This is a genomic window from Alsobacter sp. SYSU BS001988 (genome assembly GCF_054796215.1).
Map to the genome: position 1 here is coordinate 23,238 of NZ_JBTAMK010000006.1, position 12,403 is coordinate 35,640.

12 protein-coding genes are annotated in these 12,403 nt (G+C 66.6%); all 12 read right to left on the reverse strand.

Annotated features, from left to right (window positions below; all coding sequences use genetic code 11):
• Positions 1 to 312 precede the first annotated feature (312 nt).
• Positions 313 to 1,677, reverse strand: coding sequence for a vWA domain-containing protein (locus ACYVO7_RS13360; RefSeq protein WP_460450319.1), 1,365 nt, complete (start codon positions 1,675 to 1,677; stop codon positions 313 to 315).
• Positions 1,677 to 2,669, reverse strand: coding sequence for an AAA family ATPase (locus tag ACYVO7_RS13365; protein ID WP_460450320.1), 993 nt, complete (start codon positions 2,667 to 2,669; stop codon positions 1,677 to 1,679). Before ACYVO7_RS13365 ends, ACYVO7_RS13360 begins: the two co-directional genes overlap by 1 nt.
• Positions 2,670 to 2,779: 110 nt before the next feature.
• A complete protein-coding gene (locus ACYVO7_RS13370; RefSeq protein WP_460450321.1) occupies positions 2,780 to 3,673 on the reverse strand; it encodes a DUF3150 domain-containing protein in 894 nt (297 codons plus the stop codon).
• Positions 3,674 to 3,772: 99 nt separating this feature from the next.
• Complete coding sequence (locus ACYVO7_RS13375; RefSeq protein WP_460450322.1) at positions 3,773 to 3,910, reverse strand: hypothetical protein; 138 nt, start codon at positions 3,908 to 3,910, stop codon at positions 3,773 to 3,775.
• Positions 3,907 to 4,050: a hypothetical protein gene (locus ACYVO7_RS13380; RefSeq protein ID WP_460450323.1), complete on the reverse strand. Its 144-nt coding sequence runs from the start codon at positions 4,048 to 4,050 to the stop codon at positions 3,907 to 3,909. Before ACYVO7_RS13380 ends, ACYVO7_RS13375 begins: the two co-directional genes overlap by 4 nt.
• A gap of 4 nt (positions 4,051 to 4,054) precedes the next feature.
• On the reverse strand, positions 4,055 to 4,183 hold the full coding sequence (locus tag ACYVO7_RS13385; protein ID WP_460450324.1) for a hypothetical protein: 129 nt from the start codon (positions 4,181 to 4,183) through the stop codon (positions 4,055 to 4,057).
• A gap of 2,071 nt (positions 4,184 to 6,254) precedes the next feature.
• Positions 6,255 to 6,896 (reverse strand): hypothetical protein, encoded by a 642-nt coding sequence (locus ACYVO7_RS13390; protein ID WP_460450325.1) that lies wholly within the window; start codon positions 6,894 to 6,896, stop codon positions 6,255 to 6,257.
• The gene (locus ACYVO7_RS13395) at positions 6,890 to 8,200 is read right to left on the reverse strand and encodes a tyrosine-type recombinase/integrase (RefSeq protein ID WP_460450326.1); all 1,311 of its coding nucleotides are present in this window, start codon (positions 8,198 to 8,200) and stop codon (positions 6,890 to 6,892) included. Before ACYVO7_RS13395 ends, ACYVO7_RS13390 begins: the two co-directional genes overlap by 7 nt.
• A 192-nt stretch (positions 8,201 to 8,392) precedes the next feature.
• Positions 8,393 to 8,974 carry a DNA/RNA non-specific endonuclease gene (locus ACYVO7_RS13400; RefSeq protein ID WP_460450327.1) on the reverse strand — a complete coding sequence of 194 codons (582 nt, stop codon included), beginning with the start codon at positions 8,972 to 8,974 and terminating at the stop codon, positions 8,393 to 8,395.
• A 19-nt stretch (positions 8,975 to 8,993) separates the two neighbouring features.
• Positions 8,994 to 10,601, reverse strand: coding sequence for a methyltransferase regulatory domain-containing protein (locus ACYVO7_RS13405; protein ID WP_460450328.1), 1,608 nt, complete (start codon positions 10,599 to 10,601; stop codon positions 8,994 to 8,996).
• Positions 10,602 to 10,626: 25 nt separating this feature from the next.
• Positions 10,627 to 11,643: a DUF4424 family protein gene (locus ACYVO7_RS13410; RefSeq protein ID WP_460450329.1), complete on the reverse strand. Its 1,017-nt coding sequence runs from the start codon at positions 11,641 to 11,643 to the stop codon at positions 10,627 to 10,629.
• A 20-nt stretch (positions 11,644 to 11,663) separates the two neighbouring features.
• Complete coding sequence (locus ACYVO7_RS13415) at positions 11,664 to 12,365, reverse strand: DUF4384 domain-containing protein (RefSeq protein ID WP_460450330.1); 702 nt, start codon at positions 12,363 to 12,365, stop codon at positions 11,664 to 11,666.
• Positions 12,366 to 12,403 lie beyond the last annotated feature (38 nt).

The following is a 12,403-nucleotide window of genomic DNA, read 5'->3' on the forward strand; positions in this document are numbered from 1 at the left end:
CGCCCCGCGCCAGCATGCCGGAATCGCGGGCGCGCGTGCCCGTGTCGCGGACCCGCTCGGCATAGGCGTCCAGGGCCGTGGTCACGTCCGCCGCGCGCCGGATCTCGACCGACTCCGGCGGGAACGGGTCAGGGCCGCCGAGAAACTAAGAGTCCATGCCGAAGTCCAGTCGAGACTCCAGGTTAGCGCCGGAACCATGCTGGCGCGGTTTCGAGGGCCGCCCCGTCGGACGGGCGCGCGCCCCTATGGCCAGGGCACGGACGCGGCGGGCCGGGAGCGGCGCCGGGCGCATGTGGCGCGCCCGGCGGGCTATCAGGCGTTGGGATCGACTCGGATGATGTCACCAAACGGAACGGACCGGGCGGCCGCGTCCGTTTGGGCCCATAGGACGGGCGCCGCCGGCTCGGGTCCGAAGTCCCGGCAATCGAGATCCGTCAGATAGAGGATCGCGGAGGCGTCCGGCGCATGCTCCTCAATCCACGCAAAGGCCGGAGAAAACTTAGTCCCGCCGCGCCCCTTGAAGTCCGCCCGGATGGTGTCGCCCGTGGCGAACGTCTCGGCTGCGTTCACGCGCGTGTCGCAATCGATGATGGTGACACGTTCCGCCGCGCCTTCGTCCAGGATGCTTTGGAGCTCCGCCGCGATCGCACGCAAGGCCGCCCGATCCATAGAGCCGGACGTGTCCACGACCGCGACCAGATGCGACGGCGCGATCGCCACCGATCCCGGAAGCGTGACGCCTTGCCACGCAAAGCGCCGGTTCGGGCGCGACCAGCTGGTGTCCCGGACGGTCGACTCGTCCGCGAAGCGGCGCAACTCTGCGCGCCAGTCGACGCGGGCGGCCGCCGTGTCCAGGTCCGCAATGATCTCCTGGACATAACCGGGCAGGTTCCCGGCGCCAGCCGCGCGCGCCACCATGGCGGCCTGCCTCACGCGCGCCGTCCACTCCTGCGCTTCCGCTTCCATGGCGGCCGCATCGAAGTCCGGAGCCGCATCGATAATTCCGCCGCACCGTCCAGGGTCGGGCACGCCGGTCACGCGGTCCGGCTTGCCAGGGCCGCCGCCAGGAGCGCCAGGCGCCGCGCCAGGGCCGCTAGGAGGGCCGCCAGCGTCCGCCGGGCCACCAGGAGCGCCGGGCGCGCCTTGTCCGGGCTGGCCAGCGTCCGCCGGCTTGCCAGGGCCGCCAGGAGCGCCAGGAGCGCCGGGGCCGGGCGCGCCGGGCTGGCCAGCTTTCGCCTTGTCCTCCGGCTTGCGGTCCGGCTCCGGCGGAGTCAGGGCGCGATAAATCTCCTCCGCCGACATCCCGTAAAAGCGCGGTTCGTTGTAGGCGCCTTTCCAAAGGACGAACCCGCCGCGCATCAAGTCCGGGTTGATGGCGTAATCACAGGCTTCGTTCCACCGCGCCAGATCGCGGCGGCCGCGCCGGACGTGGTGAAGCCGGGCGCAATGCTCGACCTCGTGCACGATGGTGCCGATGGTCTCGGGCTCCGAATTTGCCAGCACGAATTCAGGGTTGTAGTAGATCGCGCGGCCGTCCGTCGCCATGGTCTCAATATCGGACCGCTCCACCATCCGCATCTGGAGCGCCAGGGACGCGTAGAACGCGTGGTGAGCAATGAGGGCGGAGCGAGCGCGCGTGACGCGCAATGCGGCGGCCTTGTTCACAGGCGCAGCCATTAGAGCACCACGTCCTGATTGCGGACCGTCCAGTCAACATAGGCCGCCGACACCTTGAGATCCGGATCGCGGCGGGTCGCGTCCGCCATGATTGCCACCTCATAATCGCGCGCCAGCCGCCCGGCATACGTCATGATCGCTTCCAGGTTGCGCCGGTCCGCCTTGCGGCCCAGGAAGGACGCCAGGGCATAAAGAGTCGACGGGTCGGACGGGACGGGCGCGCCGTGCGGGTCGCGGAGGATCAAGCCAACGTCCGGCATGCTGGACCACGCCCGATAGAACGCTTCGAATTCAGCCGCCGCACCGGGTCCGACAAGGCCGGAGATGCGGCGCATCCGGGCGGCCGCGTCCGAAATCCGGACGTATTTGGAAGCCTGCGCCCATGAACGCGGCGACGGGAACGCCCGTTCGTCCGCCGCGCCCGTCATCTTGTGGAGGAGCGCCGGCCGGAACCCAATGAATGCGACTAGAGCCGGATCAAGCCCGGCGCCGGCGGCCCAGTCCTTCCAGGCGTCCGCGTCCGCGTCGACGTCGATATGAGCGAACCGGTTCGCCAGAGCGGAAGGCATGCGCTGGGCAGCCGCCTTGTCGGACTGTCGATTGCCAGCGGCCACGATGCGCCAGCCGTCCGGGAGAACGTAATTTTTCACGCGACGGTTGAGCACGAGTCCGAAGCACGCGGCTTGGACGGACGGCGCGGCCGCGTTCAATTCGTCCAGGAACAGCACGCCGCGCGGCCCGTCGCGCCGGGCGTCCGGGAACACGTCCGGGATGGTCCAGACCGTGCGCCCGTCCGCCACGGTCGGGAGTCCGCCGATGTCCACGGAGTCGTGCAGCGAGGCGCGCCAATCAATGAAGCCTCCGCCCAGTTCCGCCGACACGTCCGCGACCAGATCGGACTTGCCGACGCCCGGCGCGCCCCACAGGAAGGTCGGCGTGTTCTCTGCCAGGTACGCCAGGAGATCCGCGCGGGCATGAGTGATGGTTGCCATGATCTCAGTTCCTCAGAGTTGGGTCCGGACAGTCCGGACCAGGCCCGCGACATGCAGTCCGCCACGCGCGCCCCAACTGGCCAGGGCGCGCGGACGCGGGCTGCTAGTCGCTACGCAATGAAGTCCTGCACGTCGGCCAGGATGGCGGCCGCCGCTTTGGCGGTTTCCTTCCGCAGCCGGTCGGACTCGCGCAGATCGTCCGCGTCATGGGCGCAAAGGTCCGTCTTAATGCGGTCCGCGATGGCGGAGAGGCGCGGGTCGTTTGTGAGGTTCATCCCAGGAAGGATCGCCGCAAGGTCGCGGACGTTCTCGACCAGAGAGTCGCGGAAGATGCCCTCCGCCCGCTCACGGTCGGTTCCAGGACGATAGGCCGCCAGCTTCTCCGCCATCGCGCCGACGGTCCGCAGCATCCTGTCCCGGACGTCCGCCATGGCGAATTCCAGCGCCTCTTGCGCGCTGGCCTCGATCGCGTCGCGGATGTCGGCGGCCTGCGCGTCGGCGAGATCCACGCGAAAATCCGTCGCATCCGGGACGGGCAGGATGCGGGTTGAGAAGGTGAAGCGGGCCCGGATCTCGGATTCGGGCGGATAATCCGCCGCGTTGAACATGCCGTTGAGCCGGATGCGGGCCGCCTCGACGGCGCGGGCGTAGTCGAGGACGAATTCGTCAACGGCCGACTCGAAGTCCGCTTTGATGCGGCGCATGGCGTTTGAATAGTCCGCGAACGCGGCCGCCGGGAGGATGCGGACGCCATCGTCCAGCCAGGGCAGGGTCCGCGCATAGTGGAACGTCCGCGCCTCGCTTGCGGCTTTCACCACGGCCGCCATCGACGCCTTGTCCAACAGCGCCTTGTTGAACCGGCCCGCGTCGGCGGACGCGCCGTGCGCTGTGTTCACCTCGTCCGTGACTTTCCGGTCCAGCTTGCGGGCGGACCATTGCGAGATGCGGACGCCCGCGAGCATGGCGCGGGTGGAGAGTAGGTTCCGGACGGGTGAATGAATCATGGTGGGCGTGCTCCAGGTTGCGCCCGGACGTTCCGGGCGGGTTCGGACTAGCAGTCCGCCGCGCCCTCTCCAGAAAGCCCGGAGAGGGCGGAGCCGTTGCTAGCGGCGCGCGATGCAGAACGAGAGCCGGAACCGGCCGAGCCGGAAAAACCGGATACCGCCGACGCGTCGGGTCGAGGCGTTGATCACGGGCGCGACGTGGCGAACGCCCGCGAGGATGATGGCGAGGTCAGTCACGGCGCGACGCCGTCGAAAGCGATCGCCACGGCGCCCAGGGCGCACAGAATGATGATGGCCAAGGTGACCAACTGGGCGCGGTCGGACCGCGCGTCATGCTGAACCCGCGCGCGGGGCGATCGATTGAAGGAGGAACGCATCGTTTCAGCCCTCCAGGAGCGCGCGCTTGGACGCGATGCGGACGCGACGGCTGGCGCGGAACGCCTTCCGGCTCGCCTCCAATTCGCGGCGCCGGATCTTGCGGGGCGCCGTGGTGTCGGCTGCAATCGCCATGGTGGTTTGCTCCAGGTTGCGCCCAGTCGGTTCCGGGCAGGAGGGCCGCGCCTTGCGACCCGAAAGCGGTCCGGGAGATCCGGGCCGCCATCGCGGGGCAAGCGTTGCGCAGGATGCGGACCGCCAGGGCGGCGCCGTTGGCCAGGGCGGACGGGCTGGTCGCGGGCACGGGCTGGAAGCTGGCCAGGGCGGAGAGGGCCGGCACGGGCTGCTCAGCCTGGACGGGCCGGAACCTTGCGGGCGCGACCTGGACGGGCCGGAGAGCCGGAACCGCACGGGCGGCACGGTCCGCCATGCTGGCCAGGCCGCGACGGGCGAATGACAGAGCCGCGAGGATGCGGCCGCGAGCACTCCAGGCGTCACGGTTCGCCATCGCCAGCGCACGGCCGAACGCCTGGACCGCAGCACGGAAGCGGCCCGCAGCAAGTGCGGCCCTCCCGGAAGCGATCATGGCGTCAAGCTTCTGCACCGTGCTGGTCTCCGGGGGCTCCCCTCTCCCGGTCCGGTCAGTTCCGAAGCAGGAGAGGGGCGGTCCACTCATCATTGCGCCCGGTCAGTTCCGGACGAAGGCGAGTCGGCAACTCGCCCCGGCCATTCGTTTCACAAGAAACATTCGCAACACAAGTACAAAAACTCCGCTGCAAAATAAAACTTCGCATGTAAGCGCGCCGTGTCAGGTCATGTTGCTTCGCCCTCTGCTGATAGGTGATGCCGATATCTGAACACTTGCTCCAGGGGTGGGCCTATGCGCTTAACGCGCCCGCGCGTATACAGAGGACCGGCGGGGCGGGTCATTTTTTTATATTGGGAAATGAAAAAATCCCAGCTGTAGTCCCACTCGCCGGAGGTCCGATCGCCAAGAGGTGCTTCAACGCCGAGAAAGTCTCGGATCGACTGGCGTGTCACCGTAGGGTCTACAAAGCACCGGAGCGTCCTGCCTCCATCAGCGGGGCGCGGGAGAGGAAACAATCCGCCAAAGAGCGATTTTGTGCGCGACTAAATGGCCGTGCTCGTCGCCGTCGGGGTGATTACCGATGGCGCTGCTACAGCCTTGCCGATGCCGTCCAGTCCTGAATCCAGATGCGTCGGGTATGAAGGGCTATTATGGGGCGACACACTTGTCTCACGAATTTGCTCAGCATTTTGATCGCGATACCACTTCGATCGTGAGATCCCGAGGCGCTCCCACGGCTTAGCTCTGGTGACCGATAAAGCTTCGTATGCTTCTCGTGCGAGGGCGCCGGCCGAGTGCCGCTTCTTGGCCTTTTGAGCCGCGTCCCTGATGAGCCTGCGAGCCTTTGCGCGAGCTTCCCGTTCAGCTTTGGTCGTGCCGATTGCGCCAATTGTGCGGACCCCCAATTCGTCACGTTCCGCGACTGTGACACCGAGCGCGCGCGCTGCTCGGTCTGCGTCGAGTATCCGGGGCCTCCGTCCGACCGATGCGGCGACTTCCTCGATGTTCTCTGTGGCTATCGAGGGCGTCCACAGCGCGCTCCAACTCTGGAGCTTTCGCAGCAGGTCCCTTCCGGGCATGTGGGCAAGGTTGTGGGCTGCAAACTCCAAGTAAAGGATTGCGTCTTCAGTCGCCGGGACAGCTTTCATGTGCCTGTGTTTGATCAGCTTGCCTAACTCGCCAAGTCTCAGGGCGGGAATGGGTTTCCTCATCCCGCCAGCTTCCTGTCGTCCACAAGCGAAGGTGACCCGTCGATGCAACCGCCACCGCTAGCCGGCGGCCGGGGCACCACGCTCACCATGGATTCTCTTTGAGCTTGGCTGACGGCGGGTGCTTGCTCGGTGGCTGGAAGAGCAGCAGAGCAAGATGCCGATGGGGCCGTCACGCCGAACGAGCCGCGTTTACACGTCGCTCAAGCCACGCCAGTAAATCAGAGAGTAGAAAGGCTTTCCTGCCTTGGCTGATAATTATGAGTTCGGGAAAGTCGGATCCAGGCGCGCTTGATCGACGTCAGACCTAACGAGATAACGGCGGGCGTTTCTTTGAATGAAACTAGGCGATCAAACGGACCGAGACGCTCTATGGACATCGATGGCCTCCATTGGCTTGGAAGCTCAACTATTCCTCCAACTCCGGGCTGGGTGTCGTTGGTGTTTTGGGTGCCCTCTGTCTGCCAACCGCGGCGGCGGCCTTTCGGAGCCTATTGACGACGGCGTCGAAGCTCTGACCAGTGACTTTGTGCTCGACAGCAACTTGTGCAGCAGAAATTCGCATATCCTGGCCGGCTTCGAATCGGCGTAGTACTTCCTGGATCAAACTCTCGTTCTTCCTGATCTCGCTGTCTGGTTTGAAATTTTGTTTGAATTTCATTTTGTCAATATCAACAGCTCCGCTCTGTTTTAGTGCGACCACCGCGTTCAAGAACCTTTCGTCTTGCGTTGCCATAAATAACCGTCTGAGATCCGCTAGCAAATCACGTGCTGTAGACTTGACTCGCCCCAATGGCCAGCCGGGCGGGGTTGGCGAAAGCTTAATATCGACAAATTCAGGAAATATCTTCCGCAAGTCGACAAGGTCACGCTTTGACGCTTGCCTGATCAACATCGTTAATACCGCGTCAAGATCTGGCGAGTTCGATTCTATTTTGTCCGTGTCTGCCGGCGTATTTTTAAGGAGTTGAACTGCCGCCAGTATTTTCTCGCGTTCTTCCTCCCTGTCGCGCTCCCAAATTAAGCGGAGATCCTCATAGGGTTTCAACATGGCACAATGATTTCAGACGGGATTGCCTCGCCTTGACCGGCCCTTATTGTCGCAAGGTGAGCAACCCATAGCTCAAGCGCCTGCCTGTGCTCACGCTGATAGGTTGCGCGGTTGTAGACGCTATTTGTTACATTCCGCCGAAATCCGGACACATGGTTCAGCGCCACTTCGATCACATGCGGTTGAACTCCGAGGTCGCCAATGTGTGTTGCGAAAGAACGCCGGATATCGTGAGGGGTCCACTGGCCCGCTCCGAAATGCGCTAGGTTCCGGCGAACCGCAACCGAAAGAGCGTGGCCCTCTATCGATGAGCCGCCAGTAGGGGAGGGGAACACGGCCGCCTCCTCTGGCCCAACATCGGCTAGCGCTTCGGTGAGCACGCTTACTGCCTCCGCGACTAGCGGAATAACGAATTTTCTCCCATTCTTGACGCGTTCTGGCGGTAAGGTGATGCACCTGGACGCGAGATCGATCTCCGCCTTCCGCAACTCGGCGATCTCGGACGCTCGGCATCCGGTAACCCATAGCAGCCGTATCATTCTCCGAAGCGCGTTACTCATTTTCGCCGTGTCAAGGCGCTCGAAGATGACCTTGATTTCTGTCGAAGAAAGGACCCGATCACGGCTCCTTTTTTCTGCCGGCCGCTTCAATGCGGAGAGCGGATCCGCTTCTAAGTACCCGACGCTGACCGCCCACGCGCTCATTGCGCGAACGTCGTCGTAGACGCGATTAGCTAACGCGGGTGTACCCCGTCGTGTCTTTCCGCTCACCTCGGAGGGGTGAGCTAATCGATCTAGCAGGAGTGCGACCTCACGCCGATGCAGGTCGGACACCTGGGTTGTAGCGAGCTCATGTCGGACGAACTTATCTAGTCGCCACCGCACTCCATCCGCGGAACGAAGGGTCGCAGTTCGTCTCGCGACATACTGTTCGATGAGATTCGCCACTGTAAGCGATTTTGACGCTTCATTCCGACGTTTCGCAGCCGGCTCTTCGCCTCTTGCAATTTCGCCGGCGAGTGATTGTGCCGCGTTGCGTGCATTAGCGAGAGTAAGCGCGGGATAGGAGCCGATAGTGACCCGCTGCCTTTTACCGTCGCAGTGGCGTCGATAGACATACGACCAGCTCTTTGGAGATCCGGACTGGGCAACCCTCATTACAAGCCCCCGGACCTTGGTGTCTTGAAATTCCTGTCGCTCTCCATTCCCGGAGAGGGATGCGAGAAAGCGGTCCGTCAAAGCGGTCGCAGGCATTGAAAAATCCTTTGGGGGTTCACTGGGGGTCCAAAATACACGGACCTGCATGGACCAACATGGCTGGCTTTGGTCCCTCGATCCAGTGGAAATTGGTTCACATGACCTTATTTCCGGAGGTCAAGGAATGTCCATCGTGGTCCATGTGAGTTCTGCCAAAGTCGTTTACACCGAGAGGGTCGGCGGTTCGAGCCCGTCACCGCCCACCAGCATCGTCGTCGCCGCCGCGCGCCGGCCTGTCCCTCAGAACCGCCTCACGCCCGTCCGCGACGGCCTTGCGCCCTGGTCGGCGACGAGCAGGCCCTGCTCCACCCGGATCGGCGTCTGGAGCTGGCGGACGCCATAGATCCAGTAGGTGAAATACAGGGCTCCCGGCGTATCGACCGCGGCGATCTCCAGGCTGCGGAAGCCGCCGACATTGTGGCGGGCCCATTGCGGGACGATGTTGATGTCGGCCCCGCCGCCCAGCGAATGCGCGATGGCGTGTCCGCGATGGTGGAGGGGGCCCGCGCTCTGGGGATGGCCCGCCATCCGGCCGGGATCCCTGGGATTGGGGTTTCGGCCGCGCGATATTCCCCAGGCGGCGATGAGACGTTCGAAATCCAGATCGAACAGATAGGAGAAGCCCTCGATCGTGGCGTGGACCACGCCGCCGCCGCTCCGGCCGCGCCCATGCCGCTGGCGGAACAGGCCCTGCAGCCGCGCGTCGTAGTCGTCCAGCCAGCGCTCCACCAGGGCCGGCACGACCGTGAGCTGGAACAGCGCCGGCGCGTCTTCCGGCGCGGTGGTGGAGACGATGAATTCGAGGTCCGAATAGCTCGGCATCCGGCGCTCCTGCGGCGGCTCAGTTTCGCCCCGGCGCGGGCGGGTCGTCGACCAGCGCTCCCATCCGGGCTAGGGCGTCGATGCGGCGGTCGATCTGCGTGCGGCAGGCCGCCGCGAGGCGGTCAGGCTCGGCGATGGCGCCGCTCTCGTCGGAGATCGTGACCAGTCCCTCCCGGGCGAGCCGCAGCAGCGCGTCCGCGATCCCGGCCGCGTCGCGCCGGCCGTCCAGCAGCGGCGCGAGAAAGCGCATCATCGGGTCGATCGACACGGTCGCGTGGCGCAGCGTCGCGGAGCGGTCCGCGCCGCGCATGACGTCCTGCGCCAGCAGCGGCCAGACCTTCGGCGCGGCCCCGGCGCGGAAGGCGCAGCGCACCGGTTCGGCCGAGACGTCCAGGGCGCCGTCGAGGACCAGGCGCAGCAGGGCGGCCTGGATGCGTTCCCGGCCGGCGTCGGTTTCGGCGCAGGCGGAAAGATCGTCGACCGCTGCCGAGGCGGGCTGGCGCTTCAACATGAGGTCGAGCGCGGCCGCGACCGCCTGGTCCTGCGTCGTCGCCACCATGCCGTCGCCGTCCGCCAGCACGAACTCGCCCGGGCGCGGGGGCGGGTCGGCCCGAAGGTCGAGCGGCGCGATCAGGTGCAGGCCGGCGAGCCTCTCCGGATCGAGACCGCGCGAGAGGCGGGCCTCGCGCCCCGCGCGCACCAGCAGCGATTCCCGGAAGGTGCGGCCGGTCAGAATGTCGATATATTGCTCGGTGGCCGTCCGGTCTCCCGCCGCCAGGGATCGGATGACCCCGGCGCGTTCGGCCTGGCCGCTCTCGGGAAAGTTCTCGCGCAGCCGCGTCTCGGACAGATAGGCGAGGCCGCGCCGGGCGGCTGCGTCGGCGAAGGCGGCGAACGTGCAGGGCGCGTTGTCGTCCTCGAAGATCTCGTGGGCCAGATAGGCGTCCGGTTGCTCGACCATGCGCCTGGCCTCCTTGCGCCAGATCGAGCCGTAGGAGCTCGTCTCGGGGGAGTGCTGGGCCATGAGGTCGAAGAGCTGGCGGGTGCGCAGCGAGCGGGTCCGGTGGTCGGCCTCGGCCCCGGCGTGCAGGATCATGCTGTCGCGGACCACCTGGAACATGCGCCAGCCCGGCAGCACGTTGAAGCTGATCGCCGCGATCCCATCGGGCGAGAGGCGCTCGGCGCAGACGCGAAGGATGTCCTCGCGCACCGCGTCCGGCACCCACGAATAGACGCCATGGCAGATGACGTAGTCGAAGTCGCCCCAGTCCGCGCCGATCTCGGTGACGCTGCAGGCGTGGAGTTCGACGTTGCGCAGTCCGAGCGCCTCGATGCGCTCGCGGCCGGATGCGACCTGCCCCGCCGAGATGTCCACCCCGACGAACTGCGCCTGCGGAAAGGCGGCCGCCAGCGGCACGATGTGCCCTCCGGAGGCGCAGCCGATCTCCAGCGTGCGGGCCCGGGAGGGCTCCGGAGCGTCCAGGCCGAGCAGGCGCGCGTTCGCGGCCAGCCGGGCCGGCTGCAGGCGCGGGAAGGGGATCGACGTGTAGGGGACCGCGTCATAGGTCCGGCCGGTCCGGGCCAATGCGTCCGCGAGGGCGTTCGGGTCGGGCGGCGTCGGGGACATGGGCGAGCCTCCTCGTGCTGGATGGTCATCCGTTGCGCTCGATCAGCAGCACCTTCAGGCCCCGGGTCGGGCGGTAGTCGGTGGCCCGCATCTCGAACCTCGTCGGCGAGATTCTCTTCAGATTGTCGAGGCAGAAGCTGACGAGGCGGTCGGGCCTGCCCTTGTCGACGACCAGCCGAAAATCCTTGATCGGACCGGCCGCCGCCGCGCCCTCGAGGGCGTAGAGGATGCGCCTTTCGCGCAGGCCGCTGACATTCGCGTCGCCGGCCGTCGTCATGCGGTCCAGCGCGGCGAAGAACGCGTCGTCGATGCAGTACTCGGCCTTGTAGCGGTGGACTTCGGCGCTGAGGCCCGGCGCGTCCCGCAGCGGGTTGCGCAGCATGGTGTCGGGACTGGCGCCCAGGCTCGTCCGGTGACGGATCTCGACGTCCATCGCCTGACCGGGCGCGAAGGCGAGGCGCCGTGTCGCGAGCGTCCGGACGGTCCATTTCGGCGCGTAGATGGGCGCGCCCTGGACGTCCGCTCCCAGGATGGCCAGCACGCCGCCGTCGGTGAGCTTGTCGCGCAGGGGCTGCGGCATGGCGGCGAGCTGCGCCTGGAAGGGCCCGACGGGCGCCAGCGCGAGGCCGGACTGCCTCAGCGTGGCGGTGACGTCCCTGCCGTTCAGCTGCGCCGACTGCGAGAAGCGGACATCGGCTGGCTTGCCGTCGATCCGGGCGGTCAGGCCGAGGAAGTTTAGGGGATCCGGGCCGGGGATCGCCAGCGAGACGTCGGGATCCGAGAAGTCGAGGTTCGGCATCGGAAAGGCCAGGGTGACGCTGACGGCGGCCTCCGAGTGGTTCACCAGCCGGTAGCGCGCCACCACGGCCTCCGGCCCGATCGCGATGTCGGCGGCGTCCAGTCTGATGCGGGTCTCGTCGGCGGGAAGCGCGAGCGCGGCCAGGCGCAGTTCAGTGACGGATTCGGCCGCGGCCGCCTGGCCCACGGACAGCCCCCAGACGGTGGCCGCCATGGCGAGCCCGTGGCGGATGCGCTTCCTCATGCGTGGCGGCCCCGAACGGATCATCGGATGACGTAGAACTTGGCTGCGAAGGACCAGGTGGGATCCTGGATCTTCTCGGCTTCGGCGACCGGGAGGATCTTGAGGTCCTGGGCGCTCTCGCGCAGATACTGGAGGGCGCGGATGCGCCCGGCCAGCATCGCCGGCACGTCTGGAAGGTCGATCACCTGCACGGGCTTGTCGCTATGGATCGCCACCACCATGCCGACGCCGGTCGGCTCGGCGGCCACGAACTTGAATTGGGCCGCGTCGTCCTTGTCCGGGATGGTGCGCGGGCGTCCCGGCGCCAGGAAGTTCGCTTTTGGGGCCACGCCCCTGGCCTGCGCCAGCGAATGGGTGTTCGGGTAGATCTGGGTGAGCCTGCCGGCCGAGTCCACGTCGACGACCACGAGATAGCCGGGCTTGTCGGCGGTGACGCGCACCGCCAGTTCGGTCCCGAGCGCCACGTCGGCGGCGGGGATGAGCTCGATGCGCAGGCCGGCCGGATTGCCGACGCGCGATCCGCCTTGCGGCAGGTCGGGCGGCGCTTCGGCCGGCGCCGTCGCGGTCGCGGCGGCGGGACCGGCGCCCGCGGCGGCGTCGCCCTCGATGATCCGGACGGATCGGTTGCGGATCGCCTCGGCGGCGTCCAGGACGCCGCCTGCGGCCGCGAAGACGGCCGGGAGAAGGACCAGGATCAGGGCGGACCGTGTCGCCAGCAGCATCGTGAACCTCCCTCTCCGTAGGCGGGTTGCGTGGGGTC

Bases quoted from the DNA above. Each gene is read 5' to 3' on its own strand.
- ACYVO7_RS13390 (WP_460450325.1), bottom strand. From the start codon at position 6,896: ATGTTGAAACCCTATGAGGATCTCCGCTTAATTTGGGAGCGCGACAGG.
- ACYVO7_RS13395 (WP_460450326.1), bottom strand. From the start codon at position 8,200: ATGCAGGTCCGTGTATTTTGGACCCCCAGTGAACCCCCAAAGGATTTT.
- ACYVO7_RS13380 (WP_460450323.1), bottom strand. From the start codon at position 4,050: ATGCGTTCCTCCTTCAATCGATCGCCCCGCGCGCGGGTTCAGCATGAC.
- ACYVO7_RS13400 (WP_460450327.1), bottom strand. From the start codon at position 8,974: ATGCCGAGCTATTCGGACCTCGAATTCATCGTCTCCACCACCGCGCCG.
- ACYVO7_RS13370 (WP_460450321.1), bottom strand. From the start codon at position 3,673: ATGATTCATTCACCCGTCCGGAACCTACTCTCCACCCGCGCCATGCTC.
- ACYVO7_RS13410 (WP_460450329.1), bottom strand. From the start codon at position 11,643: ATGAGGAAGCGCATCCGCCACGGGCTCGCCATGGCGGCCACCGTCTGG.
- ACYVO7_RS13365 (WP_460450320.1), bottom strand. From the start codon at position 2,669: ATGGCAACCATCACTCATGCCCGCGCGGATCTCCTGGCGTACCTGGCA.
- ACYVO7_RS13360 (WP_460450319.1), bottom strand. From the start codon at position 1,677: ATGGCTGCGCCTGTGAACAAGGCCGCCGCATTGCGCGTCACGCGCGCT.
- ACYVO7_RS13385 (WP_460450324.1), bottom strand. From the start codon at position 4,183: ATGGCGATTGCAGCCGACACCACGGCGCCCCGCAAGATCCGGCGCCGC.
- ACYVO7_RS13415 (WP_460450330.1), bottom strand. From the start codon at position 12,365: ATGCTGCTGGCGACACGGTCCGCCCTGATCCTGGTCCTTCTCCCGGCC.
- ACYVO7_RS13405 (WP_460450328.1), bottom strand. From the start codon at position 10,601: ATGTCCCCGACGCCGCCCGACCCGAACGCCCTCGCGGACGCATTGGCC.